Source organism: Nocardia colli, assembly GCF_008704205.1.
Lineage (GTDB): Bacteria > Actinomycetota > Actinomycetes > Mycobacteriales > Mycobacteriaceae > Nocardia > Nocardia colli.
The window spans coordinates 78550-98045 of record NZ_VXLC01000018.1; the positions used below are offsets into that span (position 1 = coordinate 78550).

Genomic DNA, 19496 nt, shown 5'->3' on the forward strand with positions numbered 1-19496 from the left:
ATGGGAGTGGCGGCGGTCGGTGACACACGCGGTGATCCTTGTCGAGCTGGGAGAGGATCACGGTCTCACGCAAAACCAGTGCCTGCGTGGCACAGAGCTGGATCCACGCGTGCTGAAGACGCCCGGAGCGGAGATCACCGCCGCGCAGGAACTCGGGATCGTCCGCAATCTCGTCACACTGCTCGACGACAAGCCCGGCTTAGGCCTGGAAGCCGGTACCCGCACGCACATCACCACCCTCGGCGTGTTCGCGCTGGCCGTGCTCAGCAGCCCGACGATGCGGCAGGCCATCGACGTCGCCATGCGCTACTTCAGCCTGATGACCTCGTTCTCCCGCGCCTGGCACGTCTACCGGGGCGAGGAGATCTGGCTCTACGGCGACGACCGCGAACTGCCCGAAGACCTGCGCGGCTTTCTCGCCGAACGCGACGTGTCCGCACTGCTGACGAACTGGTTCCTGGTGTTCGGCGTGCCGCCGCCGGTGGTGCGCGTCGAGGTGGCCGGCGGGCTACTGCCCAGGCTGGCACCGATTTTCGAGCAATTCGAGATCCCGAGCAGCGACTCCGCGGAACTACAGACCGCGATCTTCGACGCCACCGGTATCGACGAGCCGATGCCGCAGGCGAGCCCGCTCACCGCGCAACTGTTCGAGGAGCAGTGCGACGACCTGCTGCAACGGCGCGGACTGCGGCAAGGCGTGGCCGGATCGGTGCGGTCGATGCTGATGCATCAGATGAACGGCAGGCTCAGTCAGGAAGACGTCGCGGCCGGGTTGCACATGAGCCTGCGCACCATGCGCCGCCGGTTGTCCGAGGAGGGCACGTCCTACCGTCAGCTCTGCGCGGAAACCTTCGGCACCCTCGCCGAGGAACTGCTCTCGACCGGACTGACCGTCGAGGACGTCGCCTTCCGGATGGGATATTCGGGCGCGCCGAGCTTTTCGAACGCGTTCAAGCAGTGGCGCGGCGTGTCGCCTGGGCGATTCGCCCGCTCGGCCGTCGACCGCTACCGGCAGACGGTGCCGCACTGAGCGTGCGGGCCCGGCGAAAAGGGCACCCCTGTCGTTGACGGGTGCGAGCATAGAACGGGCAGGTCCACGGTCGCCGCGACGAGAGGTGGTGGGGTGTGGCGCAGTTCGTGCAGGAGTACCCCGCATTGCGGTGGTCGGTGGTGGCGGCGTTCCTGGTCGCGGGGGCGATCGTGCTCGGGCGGCTGGTGGCGCCCGCTCGACTGGTGGAGGGTGCCGAATCGGTAGGTTCCGGTTCGGCGGATCGGATTCGGCGGCAAGGAGATTCGGCTCCGGGAGGCTCGGTGCCGATCGCCGGATATCACGAATCCGACGCCGCGCACCTGATCATGTGTTTGGTGATGCTCGCGATGCTGATCTTTCCGGCGGCGGCGAGCCCGCTGGCCGTGCGCGGCGTGCTCACCGCGATGGTCGTGGTCTTCGCGGCTCTGTTGACGAGTCGAATCCTGGAGCGGCACAGCGCGGCCGATCGGCCGCCGGCGGAGCGGCTCGTGCCACTGGGCTACCACGCGGTAACCGCCGCCGCCATGCTGTATGCCATGTCCGGGCACGCGATGTCCGGACATTCCGGCGGTCCCGCCCCGATTCCGGCGCTCGGGCTGGCCGCGCTGTTCGCCGCAGACGCGTTGGTGGTCGCGCTCGCGGTCGGCCGTCCGTTCGTCGACACGCCGGGCTACCTGGGTGTTCTCCTACGCTCGGGTGGGTGTGTCGCGGCGTTGACCGGGCCTCGGCAACGCGCGGGGATGGTGCCGCACGTGGTGATGGACCTGGGTACCGCATACATGTTGATCGCGGCAGTTTCGGGTTGACCGGTGCCGCAGACCAATCCGTGAGGTAGTGCATACCGAACCCCTGTCTATGCAGGCAGGTATTCGGCGATGACGAAGCACGGTTTCGCGATAGCCCATCGGCCCGGCGAGGCGGTAGGCGAGGCGGACGATGACCTGTTACGCCGGTGCCCGCTGCCCAGCGAACTCGATCGAAAACGCGCCGCGCTGGCCGCCCGCCGGCTCGTCATCCTGCTCGCGGAAACCGGCGCCGGCGATCGGGCCGCGTTCACCGAGTTCTATCGATGCACCAGCCCGCGGGTCTTCGGGCTCGCCGTGCGAATTCTGCGCAGCCACGCCGCCGCGGAGGAAGTCGCCCAGGAGGTGTACCTCCAGGTGTGGTCGACCGCCGACCAGTACGACTCCGCGCTGGCCAGCCCGATCGGCTGGCTGATGATGCTCGCGCACCGCCGCGCGGTCGACCGGGTGCGCGCGGAGGCCGCCTCCGCGGGCCGCGACCTGGCCTACGCCCACTCGCACGGCGGCCGCGATCACGACGTCGTCGCCGAATCGGTGACGCAGCGGATGGAGGAGCAAGAGGTCCTCGGCTGCCTGGGCGCGCTCACGTCCACCCAGCGTGAGGCGATCGCACTCGCCTACTACAGCGGGCGGACGTACCGTGAAGTCGCAGACCATCTATCGGTGCCGCTGCCGACCATCAAGACCCGCATTCGCGATGGGCTGAAGAGACTGGAGAAGTGCTTGTCCGTAGAAGGCGCCGATGGCTGACGAACTCCCGCGACCCGACGCGGAACTGCTCGACCTGGCGTACCCGTGCGCGCTCGACGCGGTGGGGGATATCGAACGCCGGCATATCGAGGAACGGCTGGCGAAGGCCGATCCGGCTGTGCGGCAAGCATTCTCGGAGACGGTCGAGCGGATGCACGAGGTGATGGCGCGGGTCGCGGAACTCGATGCGCACGCGCCGCCGCCGGAGCTGGAGGCGCGGATTCTGGCGGCGCTGCCCGACGACGGGCGCGACCGGCTGCCGTCCGCGTGGCAGCGGCGGATGCGATGGGTGGTGCCGGTGGCCGCGGCGGCCTGCCTGGTGATCGGCGGCGGGCTGGTCGCCGACCGGATCGGTACGCAGCCCGCCTCGGTGCCCGGGGCGGAACAGGTGCACCGGCAACCGGATGCGCGGACGCTGTCCAAGCCGGTCGTCGGCGGCGGCAGCGTGGTGGTGGAGTTCTCGGCGCAGCAGCGACTGGCGACGATGGCGTTCGACGGGGTGGCCGCGCCGCCGTCCGGGCGGGTGTATCAGGCGTGGCTGGTGCCTGCCGGCGCGCAGCCGGTGCCGCAGTCGGCCGGGGTGTTCACCGAATTACCCTCGGTGGCAAGGCCGTTCGTGATGTCGTTCGAGTCGGGGGAGACGTTGGCGCTCACGGTCGAACCGTCCGGCGGATCCAAGGCGCCGACCACCGATCCGATCGCCGGGGTGCTCTTGCCCTGAGCGTCGGTGCGTTCAGATCTCCACTGATTGGTCGGCGACCACGCGGCCGCCGAGGCGGACCCAGCCGTCGGAGTCCCAGGCGGTGAAGAGCTGGGAGCCCTTGCCCTGCGTGATGACCAGGCCGCGGCGTAGTAGTGCGGTGATGGCGACGGCGGCCGCGCCGGTCGCCTCGTCCTCGGCGATGCCCAACGTGGGGGCGAACATTCGCGAGCGCAGGGCGCCGCGGTTCTGATCGGTCCAGGCCCAGAAGTAGTGCGGGCCGCCGGTGAAATCGTCGGGTCGCAGGTTGGCCAGTTCGTCGAGGTCTTCGATCTGGTGGAAGGTGAAGTCGGGCGCCCATTCACCGCGTGCGGTGATCCAGGTGAGGCCCTCGGTCAGCTCGACCGCCACCGGGCCGGCCGGGACGGTCAGCCGGCGCACCGGGATGCCGCGTTCGGCGAACCACCACGCGGTGCCCACCGACGGGTGTCCGGCGAACGGCAGCTCGACGGCGGGGGTGTAGATCCGTACCCGCGCGACCTCGTCGACCGGGTCTTCGACCACGACGGTCTCGCTGTAGCCGGCCTTCGCCGCGAGTGCTTGGTGCTCGGCCTCGGGCACGTCCGCGGCCCGCGCGATGCCCAGTTCATTGCCGAAACGTCCGGCGGAATCGGTGAATACTCGCACCACGTCAACCTGTGTGCCCATGGTTGCCGAGCCTACTAGTCAGGTCCGATACGGGGCTGTCGCGTAGCCCACACTCCGCGTTGATCGCGGCGTCGTCGCTGGTCGGCGGGGTACGGCAAAGGCCGCCGACGGTCCGTTGACCGGACCGTCGGCGGCCTCTGCACGGGGTTGCTCAGACCGCCGCGGCGGCCAGCGTCTCGGTGGACTGCACAGCCTGGCCGACACCGGCGACGATCGCGGCCGCGCGCAGCGACTCGAAGATCACCTCACGGGACACGCCCGCTTCGCGCAGCGTGTGCTCGTGCGCCTCCAGGCAGTGCCCGCAGCCGTTGATCGAGGACACCGCGAACGACCACAGCTCGAAATCGGCCTTGTCGACCCCCGGGGTACCGATGATCTGCATGCGCAGACCGGCCCGCAGGTCGTCGTAGCGTCCGCCGAGGAATGCCTTGCCCCGGTAGAACACATTGTTCATGCCCATGATCGAGGCGGCGCCGAGCGCGGCGTTGTACGCCTGCTCGGACAGCACATCCGCGGCCTCCTCGGCGATCTCGCGCAGCGTGGTCGCCGACCGGGTCGCGGCCGCCGACGCCAGCAGGGTGCCCCACAGCTGCTGTTCGTTCAGCACCGTGGTGCGCGCGAGCGATGACAGATTGAGCTTGAGGTCCTTGGCGTACTCGGGGAGGGAGTTCTTCAGGTTCTCAATGCTCATGTATCTCTATCCTCGGGTCATCCCCGCCGACGCGGGGAACAGTCAATTCAGGGTCGATCATCTAGTGGCGCAGCGCTTCTGCGGTCAGACGCTCGCGGCGAGCAGTTCGCCCGCGTTGATGGTCGGGTCGCCCTTCTTCCAGTTGCAGGCGCACAGCTCGTCGGACTGCAGCGCGTCGAGCACCCGCAGCACCTCGTCGACGTTGCGGCCGACCGAACCCGCGGTGACCGAGACGAACTGCACCTCGTTGTTCGGGTCGACGATGAAGGTCGCGCGGTCGGCGACGCCGTCGGCGTTGAGAACGCCGGTGGCAGCGGCCAATTCGCGCTTGAGGTCGGACAGGATCGGGAAGGGCAGGGTCTTCAGGTCCTCGTGCTGGGCGCGCCACTGGAAGTGCACGAACTCGTTGTCGACCGAGGCGCCGAGCACCTGCGCGTCACGATCCGCGAATTCCTCGTTGAGCTTGCCGAACGCGGCGATCTCGGTCGGGCACACGAAGGTGAAGTCCTTCGGCCAGAAGAAGACGATCCGCCACTTGCCCGCGTGATCGTCGCTGGTGATCGTGGTGAAGTAGTCGTCAGGCTGCTGAGCGTCGACCTTCGACAGATCACCACCGATGACAGCGGTGAGGTTGTATGCCGGGAATTGGTCGCCGATGGTCAGCAAGGCCATGCCTAATCTCCTCAGTTCTGTGATGGGTTTGCTAGCACTGTGCAGAAAAGCAGAAAAGCTCACTTGCGATCTTGCCGAAGGGCTGCTGAAAGGTAAAGGTGATCAGTCGCACTACACTGATAGCCGTGACCGATCAGACTTATCAGCCGACCCTGTCACAGCTGCGTGCGTTCGTGGCGGTCGCGGAATACCGCCACTTCGGCACTGCCGCAGCGCGGCTCAGTGTGAGCCAACCCACGCTATCGCAGGCGCTCGCGGCACTTGAACACGGGCTCGGACTGCAACTGATCGAGCGAAGCACGCGGCGGGTGCTCGTCACCGCGGCGGGGATGCGGTTGCTGCCCAAGGCCATGGCGACGCTCGAGGCGGCGGACCGTTTCGTCGCGTCGGCGAACGGTGACGGCCTCGGCGGCACGTTGCGGATGGGCATCATTCCGACGGTTGCTCCGTATGTGCTGCCGGGTCTTCTTCCCGAGTTGCGGAAGAAGTTACCCGCGCTACACCCGCAGGTCATCGAGGACCAGACCGCGCGACTGCTGGACGGGCTGCGCACCGGTGTGCTCGATGTGGCGCTGCTCGCGTTGCCGACCGAGGTACCCGGCTTGGTCGAGATCCCGCTGTACACCGAGGAATTCGTGCTGGTGACCCCGCGCGGGCACGAGCTGGCCGGTCGCACCGATCTGGCTCCGTCCGTGCTCGACTCGCTGCCGCTGTTGCTGCTCGACGAGGGGCACTGCCTACGCGACCAAGCCTTGGATCTATGCCGCTCTGCCGAGGTTCATCCCGCCGCGGTCGGTGATACCCGCGCTGCCTCGCTGGCGACCATAGTGCAGTGCGTCGCAGGCGGTCTCGGCGTGACGCTCATTCCGGAAATGGCCGTCGCGTCCGAAACTGCCCGGGGCACACTGGATACCGCGCACTTTGCTACTCCTGCGCCGGGTCGTACCATCGGCCTCGCGTACCGCACCTCGACCGCCCGCGCGGAGGATTACGAATACCTCGCCGCGATCATTCGCACCAAGCGTCCGGTGTAGGAGACGTTGGGCGTCAGGCGGTTTCGGCGTCGATCTTGCGATGATGGTCCGGCGCAGGTGTGTTGATCGGAGGAGCTGCGAATGGAGCCGTCGACGAGGCGATGGGAACAGTGTGCGGCGCAAGGGTATTCGTTGTTCGTCTACGGCACGCTGCAATTCCCGGAGGTGCTGGAAGTATTGATCGGCCGCGTGCCGCAACGTCGAGCCGCCACGGCATCGGGCTGGCGAGTCGCGGCGCTACCCGGTCTCCGGTACCCGGGCCTGGTCCCGGAGTCGAGCGCTCTGGCGCGCGGCCTGACTCTCGACGGCCTCACCGCCGAGGAGTGGGAAATCCTCGACGCCTTCGAAGACGATCAATACGATCTCCGCCCAATCCCATTGGCTTCCTCCGCGGATCCGGCCTGGACATACATCTGGACTGCCCCTGTCGCGCAAGATGATTGGCACCCTGACCACTTCGCCATCGACCACCTCCCGCACTTCGTCACCCAGTGCGCCGAATGGCGGCGTGGGCTGTAGCCGGTGGCCGACCTCGAATCCCCGCGCCCTTTGCGGGGAGTAGTACGGCCCAGTGATTTGGTGAGAGGGAACTGGTGCTGTTGGCTTCTCGCGTTTTGCCGACATCAGCTCCTCGTGATCATCTGTCCAGTAGTTGGCGGGCGGCGCGGGCTCTAGCGAGACGTACGGCCCTCGCTCCGCGGCTGGTGACGGGCTGGATTGGCGTTTGTAGACGACCGGTCGTATATTGAGCGTATGGCGCGACCGCGACGGAGTGGGGACACTCGGCAGCTTCTGGTGGAGGAGGGGGCTGCCGGCTTCTTGGCGAGTGGGTATCACGGGACCGGGATCAAGCAGGTCCTGGACAAGGTCGGCGTGCCCAAGGGGTCGTTCTACAACTACTTCGACAGCAAGGAGAGCTTCGGGCGGGCGGTGATCGAGCATCATTCGCTGTGCGTGCAGCGGAATTTGACCGAGGCGTTCGGGGCGGCGCCGGATCCGGTGAGCGGGTTGCGGGCGTTCTTCGGGCGGCTGATGGACGAGTTCGTCGCGGCGGAGTTCACCGGCGGATGCTTGATCGCGAATCTGGGCGGCGAGCTGGAAGGTAGTGAGCTGCTGCGGGAGTCGTTGTCGAGCGCGTGGGGTGCGTGGCGGGACCGGGTGGCCGAGCAGCTGCGAGAAGCGCAGGGGCTCGGGATGATTCGTAGCGACATCGATGCGACCGACCTGGCGGATCTGCTGCTCGAATCGTGGGAGGGGGCGGTGATCCGGATGAAGATCGACCGGACGCTGGCGCCGCTGAACAAGTGTCTGGATCGTTTACTGGGGGACTACTTCCTGCCCTGAGCTGGTCTTTTTAATTCAGTCATTTTTCATGACCATTCCAAGACGACCGGTCGTATCAACAGAAGGAGAAGCATATGACGAAGACGGTGATCGTGACCGGATCCTCCAGCGGGATCGGGCAGGATATCGCCCGCGCTTTCGTGGAACGCGGGGACAACGTGGTGCTCAACGGACGCGACGCGAGCAAGCTGGCCGACGTGGCCGCGGCGCTCGGTACGCCTGCGCGGGTCGCTACGTTCGCGGGCGATATCGGCGCTCCCGCAACGGGTTCTGCGCTGGTGAACGCGGCGGTCGAGCGGTTCGGCGGTGTGGACGTGCTGGTGAACAACGCGGGAATCTTCGGCGCCAAGCCGTTCGTGGACGTCACCGAGGCGGACCTCGACAGCTACTTGAACGGCAACCTCAAGGGCACGTACTTCACCACGCAGGCGGTGGTGCGCCAGCTGAAGCAGCAGGGCGCCGGCGGCAGCATCGTGAACATCGGCACGGTGCTCATCAACCACGCGCTGGCCGGGCTGCCCGCCTCCGCGGCACTGGTCAGCAAGGGCGGCGTGCACGCGCTGACCACCAGTCTCGCCGCGGAACTCGCGGCCGACGGCATCCGGGTCAACGCCGTCGCTCCCGGCATCATCCGCACCCCGCTGTTCGGCGACGGCGACGAAACCGCTTCCGGCCGACTGGCTTTGCTGAACCGCATCGGCGAGGTGTCCGAAACCACCGCAGCCGTCCTGTATCTCGCGGACGCCGAGTTCACCACCGGCCACATCTTCCCCGTCGACGGCGGCTTCATCTCGGGGCGGGCCGCCTGATGCCGTACGTCAACATCAAGGTCACCGACGAAGGCGTCACCCGGGAACAGAAGGCGCGCTTGATCAAAGGCGTCACCGACCTGCTCCAGGAAGTCCTCGACAAGGACCCGGCCACCACCTACGTGGTCATCGACGAGGTCGATCTCACCAACTGGGGCGTAGGTGGCCTCAACGTCGAGGACTACCGCAGGCAATCCTGACCTGCGAAACACGCCGGCCCCCAAGCGAAAACGCTTGGGGGCCGGCGTGGTTGGTACTACACGCGCAGGGCGTACGGTTCGATCGCGCCGCGCACGAGGGCGCGGGCGTCGACGGTTTCCGGACGGTAGGGCAGCGTGACCAGACGATCGGTCATCGCCTGCACCGGATCGTCCATCCGCTCGTTGCGGCCGAACAGGAACGTCCATTCGTGCTCGTCGCTGCCGTACTGCACGACCGTGTCGAACTGCTCGTGGAAGCGGTTCCAGGAACGCTTCAACGTCTCGTTGCGCCACATGGTCGCGCAGCCCGCCTGGGCGCTCAGCACGCCGCCGGGGGCGAGCAGCGCCCGACATCGGGACAGGAACTCCGACTCGTAGAGGCGGTTGTGCTGCGCGTCTTCGACTCGCTCGTCCGGCAGGTCGATCACGATGACGTCGTAGCGGGTGCCCGCCTCGGCGGCCTCGGCCAGGAAGTCCCAGCCGTCGGCGTAGTGCACCTTGATCGGGCCCTCGCCCTTGACCGCCGCGGTCAGCTCGTCGGTGGTGTAGCCGTAGGGCAGGTGCTCGGCGCACAGCTCGACCTCGAGCTGATCGATGTCGACGTGATCGACCAGCGACGCGCCGGCCTCGACTGACATCTGACTGGCCACGCCCTCACCGGAACCGATGATGAGCACCTTCTCCAGCTTCTCGGCCAGCGCGAAGGCGGGGACCATCATCGCCTCGTGGTAGGTCACCTGGGAGAACTCCGTGGACTGGCGATCGTCGTCGGAGAACAGGCTGATGCCCTGCTCGGTGCGCGCGATCACCATGTGCTGGAACGGAGTACGGGTGTCGACGATGATCTCGTGCAGATCCCAGATGCGGGTCAGGCCCGCGCCCACGGGTTCTTCGATGCGCTGCGAGCCGTGCCCGCGGCGGATGACCTGCATTCGAACATCCTTGGGAGACAACCGGTCCCGTAGGTGCTCGACAGCTTTCGACGCGCCTGCGCCGATACTGCCGCAGGTGAAGACGTCGACAAAGATGTCGCCGGACTCCGGATAGGTGTGAATCGAGGCGTGAGACTCCGACAACAGCGCGAGGACAGTCACCCCCTGCGGATCGAACTTCTTGTGTACGACATCGCAGATGGTGACGCCCGCCGCGATCAAAGACTCACGCAACGCCGATTCGAGTCGTTCGAGGTCGTCGCAAAGGGTCGCGTCGACACCACCGAACTCGGCCAGCACGTGCCAGCCGGTGAAATCCGCCGTCATGGGCAAACTCACTCTCGCTCAGCGCCCGAGACATGAACGGTCAAGGGCGGAAAACCATTGAAGGACACCGACGAATAACTCGCGGTATAGGCGCCGGTGTCGAGGATCTGGATGCGATCACCGGCTCGCAACGTGGTCGGTAGGAGGACTCGCGTGCGTTGATACAGTACATCGTCTCCGTCGCAGGTCGGACCGGCCACCACTGCCTCGTCGACAGGGTCACCGTCGCGATCCGTGACGAATCGATAGGCGATGTACTCGTTCTCGGTCTCGGCCATTCCGTTGTAGCGGCCGATGTCGAGATACACCCAGCGCCGGGCGTCCGGCGCGATGCGCACGCCGATGACTTCGGCGTGGATGATGCCCGCGGAACCGACCAGCGCGCGGCCGGGTTCGACCACCAATCCGGCGGTCCCGGGCAGGAATTCGGTCGCGGCGGCGTTGATCACCGTCGCGATCTCGGCGAGGGCGGGCGCCGGATCGGCGTACGCGATCGGCAGTCCGCCACCGATATTCACCGAAGGGACGTGAATGTCCTTGTCGGCCAATGCTTCCACGATCCGGCCCGCCTGCTCGATGCCGATCCGCCAGGCGTCCGGATCGAGCTGCTGGGACCCGACGTGGAAGTACGGCCCGCCGACGATCAGCCCCAGATCACGCGCCCGCACCAGCAGCCGGAACGCCTCGCCCGGCGTGCAGCCGAACTTGGTGCCGAACGGGGTGCGCGACTCGGGAGCCGAAGCGAGGAACCGGCATTCGACCTCCGAGCCCGGCGCGTGCTCCACGATGCGCAGCAGGTCGTCCTCGGTGTCGAAGGCGTACCGGCGCACGCCGAGCGCGTAGGCGCGGGCGATGTCGGCGGCCTTCTTGATCGGGTTGCCGTAGCAGAGCGTGTCCGGCTCGACGCCGAGCGCGAGGCACAGCTCGATCTCGCCGATGCTGGCGACATCGAACTCGGCGCCTTCCTCGTCGAGGGCTCGGATGATCTCCGGCACCGGACTTGCCTTGACCGCGAAGCGGATCCTTGCCGCGGGCATGGCGGCATGGAGCGCGTGGAAGTTCGCACGCACTCGCTCGGGATAGATGACAAGAAACGGTGATTCGGGCATAGTTGATCTTTCGCTTGGGCAGCAGCGGAGAGAGTATCAGCGGCCCCTACCCAGAAACGAATCCGTCAAACCTCGTGTCGGCGGCACCCCAGCGAAGCACCCGCTGACGGGCCGGAGATAGCCGCTGACCTGTATGGATTCTGTAGTGATTCGGGTGGGGCGGGCGGTGCGGTCAGCCTGCGGACACCGTGATTTCGTCGAAGACGACCTCACCGGCGGCATCGGACTCGACCAGGTCCACCACGCCGACGATCGACCAGCCGTGGTCGCCCGCCGGGTCGTCGAGAACCTGACGCACCTGCCAGAAACCGGGTCTTCGTTCGATCTGGAACAGTTGCGGTCCGCGCGCGTCCTGGCCGATGCCGATGCGCTCGTACTCGTCGAAATACGGGGCCAGATCGGTCTCCCAGTCCGGCCCGGTGCCCATGTCGGCCAGCAGGTCCCAGCGGCGCAGCGAGGCCAGCTCGACCCGGCGGAACATGGTGTTGCGGATCATCACCCGGAACGCGCGCTCGTTGGCCGAGATGGGGCGCACCGTCTCGGCGCCGAAGGCGAGCTGGTCGGCGTCGATCTCCGCGCCGGGGTTGGTGAGCTGCTCCCACTCGTCGAGCAGGCTCGAGTCGACCTGGCGGACCAGTTCGCCGAGCCACTCGGTGATGTCGTCGAGTTCCTCGGTGCGCGCGGAGTCCGGCACGGTGCGGCGCAGCGCGCGGTAGGCGTCGGCGAGGTAGCGCAGCACGACGCCCTCGGAGCGGGCCAGCTCGTAGAACGAGATCAGCTCGGCGAAGGTCATCGAGCGGTCGATCATGTCGCGCACCACGGACTTGGGCGACGGCGCGAACTCCGACACCCACGGATGGCCGGCGCGGTAGGTCTCGAAGGCGGGCTCGATCAGCTCGGCCAGGGGCTTGGGCCAGGTGACCTCTTCGAGCAGTTCCATCCGCTCGTCGTACTCGATGCCGTCGGCCTTCATCTCATTGATCGCCACGCCGCGCGCCTTATGCTGCTGAGCCATCAGCAGCTGGCGCGGATCCTCCAGGGTCGATTCGATGAGGGACACCACATCGAGGGTATAGCCGGGCGCGTCTTTGTCGAGCAGTTCGAAGGCGGCCAGGGCGAACGGCGACAGCGGCTGGTCGAGGGCGAAGTCGCGTTGCAGGTCGACGGTGAGGCGGGCGCGGCGGCCTTGCGCGTCGGGTTCGTCGAGCTGCTGGACCACGCCGGCGTCGCGCAGCGCGCGGTAGAGGCGGATGGCGCGCAGGATGTGCTTGCGCTGGGCCGGCCGCGGCTCGTGGTTGTCCTCGAGCAGGTGGCGCATGGCGTCGAAGCAGTTGCCCGGACGGGCAATCACGTTGAGCAGCATGGAGTTCGTCACATTGAAGCGCGACACCATCGGCTCGGGTTGCGCGGCGACCAGGCGGTCGAAGGTCTCCTCGCTCCACGAGACGAAACCCTCGGGCGGCTTGCGGCGCACCACCTTTCGCTGCTTCTTCGGGTCGTCGCCGGCCTTGGCGAGCAGGCGGGTGTTCTCCACCTCGTGCTCGGGCGCCTGCACGACGACGGTGCCCATCGTGTCGTAACCCGCGCGCCCGGCCCGGCCCGAGATCTGGTGGAACTCACGGGCTTTCAGCCGGCGGGTGCGCACGCCGTCGTACTTGGTCAGGCCGGTGAGCAGCACCGTGCGGATGGGGACGTTGATGCCGACGCCGAGGGTGTCGGTGCCGCAGACGACCTTCAGCAGGCCCTCTTGGGCGAGGCGTTCGACCAGCCGCCGGTACTTCGGCAGCATGCCCGCGTGATGCACGCCGATGCCGTGCCGGATCAGCCGCGAGAGCGTCTTGCCGAAGCCGGAGGCGAACCGGAATTCGCCCAAAGCCGTGGCGATGGCGTCCTTTTCGGCCCGAGTGGCGAAATTCACGCTGGTCAGCGCCTGGGCGCGCTCGAGCGCGGCGGCCTGGGTGAAATGCACCACGTAGACCGGGGCCTGGTGGGTGGTGACGAGTTCTTCCAGGGTTTCGGTGATGGGAGTGCGGGCGTAGGAGAAGGTCAGCGGGACCGGGCGTTCGGTGCCCGCGACGATCGCCGACGGGCGGCCGGTGCGGCGGCGCATGTCCTCGGCGAAGAAGTCGACCTCGCCGAGGGTAGCCGACATGAGCAGGAATTGCGCACGGGGGAGTTCGATGAGCGGGACCTGCCAGGCCCAGCCGCGATCGGGGTCGGCGTAGAAGTGGAATTCGTCCATCACGACCTGGCCGACGTCGGCGGCCGAGCCCTCGCGCAACGCGAGGTTGGCCAGGATTTCGGCGGTGGCGCAGATGATGGGCGCGTCCGCGTTGACCGCGGCGTCGCCGGTCACCATTCCGACCTTGTCGGCGCCGAACACCTCGCACAGGGCGAAGAACTTCTCGCTGACCAGCGCCTTGATCGGGGCGGTGTAGTAGGTGCGCTTGCCCTGGGCCAGCGCGATGAGGTGCGCGCCGACCGCGACCAGCGACTTACCCGAACCCGTCGGCGTCGCCAGGATGACGTTGGACCCGGACGCTAACTCCAATAGCGCCTCGTCCTGCGCCGGATACAGCGGGGTGCCCTGCTCCGCGGCCCACGCCCCGAAGGACTCGTACAGGGCGTCGGCGTCGGTTCCCGGTATCTCCAGCAGCTCGGTCAGATCCACTCCGAACACCCTACGGGCTGGCGCCCGCAGGGTTGTTACCGCTGCTCGCCTGTCTCCGGGCCGGTTTCGCCCTCATAGCCACCCTGCTCGGCCAGGAAGCGTTCGAATTCGGCGCCCAGCTCGTCACCGCTGGGCAGCTCGCCGTCGCCGACGAGCAGGCTCGACTGGCGTTCCTGCGCGCTGACGAAGCTGTCGTACTGGCGTTCCAGCGCGTGCACGACCGTCTCCACCTCGGAGTTTCCGGCGATGTGCTCGTTGACCTGTTCGCGGACCCTGGCCGCCGCCTCGCCGAGCGCGGCCAGCGGGATCTCCAGGCCTGCGTTGTCGGCGACGTTCTCCAGCAGGGTCTGCGCTGCCTCGGGGTACGCGGTCTGCGCCAAGTAGTGCGGCACGTGCACCGAGAAGCCCACGGACTCCTGACCGTGCTGCGCCATCCGGTATTCCAGCAGCGACGACGCGCTGCCGGGCACCTGGAGTTCGCCGGGCCAGCGCTGATGCTCGGCGATCAGGTCGCTGTCCGACGAATGCGCGGTGACGCCGAGTGGACGGGTGTGCGGGATCGCCATCGGGATGGCGCTGAGGCCGATGCTGCGGCGCACGCCGAGTTGCTCGGCGAGCAGCCGTACCGCAGTGGTGAACTTCTCCCAGCGCAGGTCCGGTTCGATGCCCGCGAGCAGCAGGAACGGGGTGCCCGCCGTGTCGCGCAGCGCCCACAGGTTGAGCTCGGGCTCGGCGTACTCGGAGAAGTGATCGGTCTTGAACGTCATCAAAGGGCGGCGCGAGCGGTAGTCCAGCAGCTCGTCCACGTCGAACGAGGCGACCAGTTCGCTCTCCAGGCTCTCGCGCAGGTGCGTCGTCGCGAGCCGCACCGCATGCCCGGCATCGGTGAAGCCCTCGAGTCCGTGCACCAGAACGGGACCCTCGCCGTCGTCGGACGACAGCTGCGGAGCGGGAAACTCCAGTTCGTACATTCGCGACTCGTGGTCCATCGCGTGCTCCTTCCTGCGCGGTTCCGCCGGCACGGGTGTTGCTCGGTCCTCGACACCGAAGTCATTCGAGACGAGCAGCGTCCGAGACGGGAACCAGGTCCATTGTCCCCCATGTGGGTGACAGCCACCGCGCACGGCCGGACACCGACCCATACGACGAGGCAACAGCGTCGGCGCCCCGCGCATTCCCGGTGCGGCGGCGTGGCATCGCGGGCGGGCATCGGGAGTTTGGCACAGTGGGGTGGGTGACTGTGGCGGATTCGGCGCGCAAGGGGGCGGGCATCGCCATGTCCGCAGCGTGTTTCGCGCTGCTCGCCGGGTGCGGGTCGACAGTAGACGGGCATCCGGTCGCGGGGGAGCAGACCGTGGTTTCGCGGCACGTCGGTGCGGCGTTGCCGGCGTTGCTGGTGGAACCCGGGCAGTTTCCCGCTCGGTATGCGGCGGTGGTGTTGCCCGCCGAGGCGGCGGCGCAGGCGGCGGGGGATTTGACCGGGATCGGGCGGGGTGGGCGGGTGCAACCGGAGCGTTGTGTGCCGCCGCAGCAGGAGTTCGGCGCGGACAAGACGGCGATCGCGGTCGGGACCGATGATGCTGCGCGGGCGACGATCACGGTGGAATTGACGCGGACCGCGCAGCCGCTCGCGGTGCTGCGGAGTCAGCTGAAGCAGTGCGGGTCGGTGCAGGTGAGCCGGGGTGCGGCGATGACGACCGTGACGACCGAGCTGGATCCGGCGCCGCCGATCGACGCGGACGACACGGTGGCGTTTCGGCGGACTGTGCAGCCGGATGTCGGTGGGGCCGGGTTGAAGCAGGCGATGCGGACGTTGGCCGGGCAGGTGGGTGATGTGCGAATCACTGTGACGTATATGTCTTTTTCAGGCGCTGAGCCGGATATGACGGCGATGGATCAGCTGTTCACGACGGCTGTGCAGCGGGTTCAGAAGGGGTAGTCGGCCGGGTACGGTAGCAAGCCTGGCTGACAGCTCCAGCCAGCTCCAGCGTTGGAGAAGAGCTGCTGAAGACGGTTTGTCCACAGCAGCCGAGAATTCCACAGGGTGGGTGAATCGCCTGGTCAGCGTGGCGGGCGCGGCGGGATGAGCGGGCACTCTCGACGCCATGACCACTCCCGCGAACCCACATTCCTCCGGTCCTGCTGACGCACAGGCCGATTCCTCGTCCGATAGCGCGACTCAGGCTCAGGACGAACTCTTCTGCTCCCGTCCGTCGCTGCTCAGCGGCAAGCGGACCTCTCGCGCGCCGGTGAGCCTCGCTACCGCCTTGCGATCGTGCCAGTTCCTTCGATCCGGTGATCGTGCGCAATCCAATTCTGCGGGCCCACAGGAAGACACGGTGCGGACAGCGCGCCAGGTGCCTTCTGCCGGCTCCGTAGCGGCAGACGCTGCGGAGCAGTCGGACGAAATGGTGCGTGCCGAAGATGTTGTGCGGCCGGACCGAGCAGTGCGTCCGGATAAAACGGCGCATCTGGATCGGGCAGTGCCGCTGGACGAAATGGCGCACCCAGATGGCGCAGGGCGGCTGGATGAAACGGCGTACCTGGCTGGCGCTGGGCGGCCAGACGAAACAGGTGACCTGGATCGCGCAGGGCGCTTGGACGAAACGGCGAACCCCGATCGGGGTCGGCAGTTGGAGGACGCTGCGCAGCCGGGACGCCCGGTGACGTCGGAGGATGACGTGTTGCGGTCAGGTGATGTGGTGCGACTCGGCGATTCCGTGAAGCCGGGCAGTGCGATGCATCCGGATGATGTGCTGCCCGAGGAGATCGGCACGCTGGGGGAGATCGCTCGCGGCGGCACCGAGGTGGCCGCGAACAGGGAGCGCGACGATGCGGACGAGTTCCTCGATGACGAGGAATTCGACGAGTCCGGCGATGCGGATTTCAGTGTCGCGGGTGGTGCGTACGGTGTGGGCGATCGTGGGCGGGTGCTTGTCTGTGCGGATCAGGCGCCGCCCTTCGATGCGGATGCGCCGGATTGTGCTGTGTGCGTGGATGAACCGGGGGAGGTGATCGCGGCGGTGCCGGCGATGATCGGGTTCCCGCCGGAGCGTTCGCTGGTCGTGCTGGTGTTGCGGTCTTCGGGGCGGGGTGCCGGGTCGATCATCGACGCGGTGGTGCGGTTCGATCTGGATCAGAACGGTGGGCGGCGGCTGCGGGCGGGGATGGTGGCGCAGTGTGTGCTGCAGATCTGTGCGCACGATGACATCGCCGAGGTGCTCGTGGTGGTGGTCGATGATCGGGCGGTGGAATCGCCGCGGCGCGCGGAGACCGGGGAACGGTGTGGCACCGGGCGATTCGAGGTGCTGATCGACGCGCTGGATCGGCGGCTCGCCACCCACGAGATCGCGTTGACCGGTGCCTGGGCGGTGCGCGCGATCGAGCCGGAGCAGCCGTGGTGGAGTCTGGTCGGCCCGGATCGGCAGGGGACGGTGCCGGATCCGTCCGCCTCGTCGGTGGCGCTGTCGCATGTCCTCGACGGCAGGCAAATTCGTGGCTCGCGCTCCGAGCTGACCGCATTGGTGGCCGAGGATGTCGAGGTGCGCGATCAGGTGGCGGCGATCCTGGATGGCGCGCTGTCGGTAGCTCGCGACCGGTACGCGCGGGCGGTGCGCCGCGGCGATCCGAGCGACTACAGCAGGCAGGCCCTGGACTACGTGCTGTGGCAGATCGCGAACACCGAGTCCGGTGTCCAGCTCATGGTCCCCGAACTCGCGGAACTCGCTGCCGCCCTGCGCGACCGAGCCGTCCGCGACGCCATGTTCGCGCTCGCCGTCGGCGACCACGCCGTAGCCGCCGAGGGCCTGTGGGCCGCCCTCACCCGCGCCCTGACCGGTCGCGACCGCGCCGAAGCCGCGTCACTGCTCGGCTACAGCGCCTACGTCCGCGGCGACGGCCCCCTCGCCGGCATAGCCCTCGAAGCAGCCCTGGACGCCGACCCCGACCACCCACTCGCCACCTTGCTGGAGGCCTCACTCATGGTCGGCATGCGCCCCGATCAACTCCGCCGCCTCGCCCGCAGCGGCCACGACACCGCCGCCGACCTCGGCATCGACCTGGGCTCTCCCGCACCATGAATCGCGCGTCGGCACGGGGCGCGCGTCGATCTCTCCCGTCCAGTGGCGAGGGAATAGCAAAGCTCACGCCTGCCAGCAATCCTGTTTGGTGCCAACGGAGTTCGAAGGGGATGACGGGCCGCCCCGCGTGCGTGACAGCGGCCGTGCGTTGCCTCATCGGAACCGAAAGCCGTCAATTGAGAAGGTATTCGGCGGTCAGCGTGAACAAGTCGTCGGTGTGCGTGTCCTGACCGCGTTTTTGTTTGGTGCGGTCGAGCGAGGATCGGATCGACCATGACAATGCCAGCAGAGTTCGAAGGGTGACGGGCAGCGTCGCGTGCAAGACAGCGGCAGTCCGTCGCCTCTCAGCGGAAGTTGTCAGTCGGGGCGGTACTCGGCGTTCAGCGTGAACAAGCGGTGTGCGCGTTCTGATCAGTCTCTCGGCGGCGTGCTGCAACGGGGAGTCTGGGATCGCCAATGTCAGTGCCAACACAGGTTGGAGGGGCCGGTCGGGCCGGTGCGGAATGTCCTGTGAACGCCGAGTGGTCGAGGAATTGGACACCTGAGCGAGCCTGCGCTCGGCGGCAGTGAGTGCAGTAGAGCCTGTGGATTACTGAATGGCCGGGGCGGGCGGCGTGAAAGCCGTGCCGCCCCGGTCAACCGGAGACGTGGAACCTCAGTGGGCGCTGTGGGCGCGGTCGCCGAGGGTCTGGAGGAATGTCCAGGCGTCGGAGACGATTTCGTCGAGGTCGTTGTGTTCGGGGTGCCAGCCGAGGTCGGCGATGGCGCGGGCGCTGGAGGCGATCAGGGTGGCCGGGTCGCCGGGGCGGCGCGGGGCATCCTGGGCGGTGATGGGGAGGCCGGTGACGCGTTCGCAGGCCGAGATCACCTGGCGGACCGAGAAACCGGTGCCGCTGCCGAGGTTGTAGACGCGGTGCGTGCCGGGCTCGGAGGTGGCCAGGGCCAGCAGGTGGGCCTGGGCGAGGTCGCGGATGTGGATGTAGTCGCGGACCGCGGTGCCGTCCGGGGTCGGCCAGTCGGTGCCGAACACCGAAATCGCCTTGCGGTGCCCGAGCGCGACCTGCAGCACCAGCGGGATGAGATGTGTTTCCACCACCCGGTTTTCGCCGAGGCCACCGTAGGCGCCGGCGACATTGAAGTAGCGCAGGCTGGTCGCCGCCAGTCCGTGCGCGATCGAGTAGGAGGTGATGGCGTGATCGATGGCGAGCTTCGACGCACCGTACGGGTTGGTCGGCCGGGTCGGCGCGTCCTCGGTGATCGGCACCTGTTCGGGTTCGCCGTACACGGCCGCGGTGGAGGAGAACACCAGCCGTGGCGTGCCCGCGTGGCGCATCGCCTCCAGCAGCTCGAAGGTCTTCACCACATTGCCGTGCCAGTACTTCTCCGGCTGCTGCACCGACTCGCCGACCAGCGACTGCGCCGCGAAATGCAGGACACCGTCGAAGGATTCGGCGCCCAGCAGCGCGGTCGCGGCCTGCGCGATGTCGCCCTCGACGAACCGGGCTCCGGACGGCACGCCGTCGGCGTTGCCGGTGGACAGATCGTCAACGACGACGACCTCATGACCCTCTTCGAGCAGCACCTGCGCGCACACGCCGCCGACGTAGCCGGCGCCACCCGTGACGAGAAGTTTCACC

20 protein-coding genes are annotated in these 19496 nt (G+C 67.6%); 12 read left to right on the forward strand and 8 right to left on the reverse strand.

What is annotated here, in order from left to right:
• Positions 1–31: 31 nt before the first annotated feature.
• The 4 genes from F3087_RS32285 to F3087_RS32300 all read left to right on the forward strand — a co-directional run bounded on the left by F3087_RS32285 (position 32) and on the right by F3087_RS32300 (position 3304).
• Positions 32–1030 carry an AraC family transcriptional regulator gene (locus F3087_RS32285; protein ID WP_223885526.1) on the forward strand — a complete coding sequence of 333 codons (999 nt, stop codon included), beginning with the start codon at positions 32–34 and terminating at the stop codon, positions 1028–1030.
• A 95-nt stretch (positions 1031–1125) separates the two neighbouring features.
• The gene (locus F3087_RS32290) at positions 1126–1836 is read left to right on the forward strand and encodes a DUF5134 domain-containing protein (RefSeq protein WP_150405886.1); all 711 of its coding nucleotides are present in this window, start codon (positions 1126–1128) and stop codon (positions 1834–1836) included.
• A 69-nt stretch (positions 1837–1905) separates the two neighbouring features.
• Positions 1906–2583 (forward strand): ECF RNA polymerase sigma factor SigK, encoded by a 678-nt coding sequence (gene sigK / locus F3087_RS32295; protein WP_150405887.1) that lies wholly within the window; start codon positions 1906–1908, stop codon positions 2581–2583.
• Complete coding sequence (locus F3087_RS32300) at positions 2576–3304, forward strand: anti-sigma factor (protein ID WP_150405888.1); 729 nt, start codon at positions 2576–2578, stop codon at positions 3302–3304. Before sigK ends, F3087_RS32300 begins: the two co-directional genes overlap by 8 nt.
• Positions 3305–3316: 12 nt before the next feature.
• On the opposite strand, the gene F3087_RS32305 is transcribed toward F3087_RS32300, so the two are convergent.
• From F3087_RS32305 to F3087_RS32315, 3 genes are all read right to left on the reverse strand, one after another.
• Positions 3317–3991: a PhzF family phenazine biosynthesis protein gene (locus F3087_RS32305; RefSeq protein WP_150405889.1), complete on the reverse strand. Its 675-nt coding sequence runs from the start codon at positions 3989–3991 to the stop codon at positions 3317–3319.
• A gap of 151 nt (positions 3992–4142) precedes the next feature.
• Complete coding sequence (locus F3087_RS32310) at positions 4143–4682, reverse strand: carboxymuconolactone decarboxylase family protein (protein ID WP_150405890.1); 540 nt, start codon at positions 4680–4682, stop codon at positions 4143–4145.
• Between the two features lie 84 nt (positions 4683–4766).
• Positions 4767–5354 (reverse strand): peroxiredoxin, encoded by a 588-nt coding sequence (locus F3087_RS32315; RefSeq protein WP_150405891.1) that lies wholly within the window; start codon positions 5352–5354, stop codon positions 4767–4769.
• Positions 5355–5479: 125 nt separating this feature from the next.
• Here F3087_RS32315 and F3087_RS32320 point away from each other — a divergent pair, with 125 nt between their 5' ends.
• The 5 genes from F3087_RS32320 to F3087_RS32340 all read left to right on the forward strand — a co-directional run bounded on the left by F3087_RS32320 (position 5480) and on the right by F3087_RS32340 (position 8741).
• Entirely contained in the window at positions 5480–6388 is a 909-nt protein-coding gene (locus F3087_RS32320) for a hydrogen peroxide-inducible genes activator (protein WP_150405892.1), read from the forward strand.
• A gap of 81 nt (positions 6389–6469) precedes the next feature.
• The gene (locus F3087_RS32325; protein WP_150405893.1) at positions 6470–6907 is read left to right on the forward strand and encodes a gamma-glutamylcyclotransferase family protein; all 438 of its coding nucleotides are present in this window, start codon (positions 6470–6472) and stop codon (positions 6905–6907) included.
• A 276-nt stretch (positions 6908–7183) separates the two neighbouring features.
• Positions 7184–7732, forward strand: coding sequence for a TetR/AcrR family transcriptional regulator (locus F3087_RS32330; RefSeq protein WP_223885509.1), 549 nt, complete (start codon positions 7184–7186; stop codon positions 7730–7732).
• A 74-nt stretch (positions 7733–7806) separates the two neighbouring features.
• Positions 7807–8541 (forward strand): SDR family NAD(P)-dependent oxidoreductase, encoded by a 735-nt coding sequence (locus tag F3087_RS32335; RefSeq protein WP_150405894.1) that lies wholly within the window; start codon positions 7807–7809, stop codon positions 8539–8541.
• Positions 8541–8741 carry a tautomerase family protein gene (locus F3087_RS32340; protein WP_150405895.1) on the forward strand — a complete coding sequence of 67 codons (201 nt, stop codon included), beginning with the start codon at positions 8541–8543 and terminating at the stop codon, positions 8739–8741. Before F3087_RS32335 ends, F3087_RS32340 begins: the two co-directional genes overlap by 1 nt.
• Before the next feature lie 56 nt (positions 8742–8797).
• Here the strand turns inward: F3087_RS32340 and speD are convergent, their stop codons facing one another.
• The 4 genes from speD to F3087_RS32360 form a co-directional block, all read right to left on the reverse strand.
• On the reverse strand, positions 8798–10000 hold the full coding sequence (speD, locus tag F3087_RS32345) for an adenosylmethionine decarboxylase (protein ID WP_150405896.1): 1203 nt from the start codon (positions 9998–10000) through the stop codon (positions 8798–8800).
• Between the two features lie 8 nt (positions 10001–10008).
• Positions 10009–11109: a type III PLP-dependent enzyme gene (locus tag F3087_RS32350; RefSeq protein ID WP_150405897.1), complete on the reverse strand. Its 1101-nt coding sequence runs from the start codon at positions 11107–11109 to the stop codon at positions 10009–10011.
• 172 nt (positions 11110–11281) lie between these two features.
• On the reverse strand, positions 11282–13780 hold the full coding sequence (locus F3087_RS32355) for a DEAD/DEAH box helicase (RefSeq protein WP_150405898.1): 2499 nt from the start codon (positions 13778–13780) through the stop codon (positions 11282–11284).
• Positions 13781–13815: 35 nt separating this feature from the next.
• Positions 13816–14769 (reverse strand): proteasome assembly chaperone family protein, encoded by a 954-nt coding sequence (locus F3087_RS32360; protein WP_150405899.1) that lies wholly within the window; start codon positions 14767–14769, stop codon positions 13816–13818.
• A gap of 245 nt (positions 14770–15014) precedes the next feature.
• Between F3087_RS32360 and F3087_RS32365 the strand changes: the two genes are divergently transcribed.
• The 3 genes from F3087_RS32365 to F3087_RS32375 all read left to right on the forward strand — a co-directional run bounded on the left by F3087_RS32365 (position 15015) and on the right by F3087_RS32375 (position 17859).
• Positions 15015–15719 carry a DUF5642 family protein gene (locus F3087_RS32365; protein ID WP_223885510.1) on the forward strand — a complete coding sequence of 235 codons (705 nt, stop codon included), beginning with the start codon at positions 15015–15017 and terminating at the stop codon, positions 15717–15719.
• Positions 15720–16195: 476 nt separating this feature from the next.
• Positions 16196–16447 (forward strand): hypothetical protein, encoded by a 252-nt coding sequence (locus tag F3087_RS32370; RefSeq protein ID WP_150405900.1) that lies wholly within the window; start codon positions 16196–16198, stop codon positions 16445–16447.
• Entirely contained in the window at positions 16444–17859 is a 1416-nt protein-coding gene (locus tag F3087_RS32375) for a DUF4192 domain-containing protein (protein WP_223885511.1), read from the forward strand. Before F3087_RS32370 ends, F3087_RS32375 begins: the two co-directional genes overlap by 4 nt.
• 655 nt (positions 17860–18514) lie before the next feature.
• Here the strand turns inward: F3087_RS32375 and galE are convergent.
• The gene (galE, locus tag F3087_RS32380) at positions 18515–19495 is read right to left on the reverse strand and encodes a UDP-glucose 4-epimerase GalE (protein ID WP_150405901.1); all 981 of its coding nucleotides are present in this window, start codon (positions 19493–19495) and stop codon (positions 18515–18517) included.
• Position 19496 lies beyond the last annotated feature (1 nt).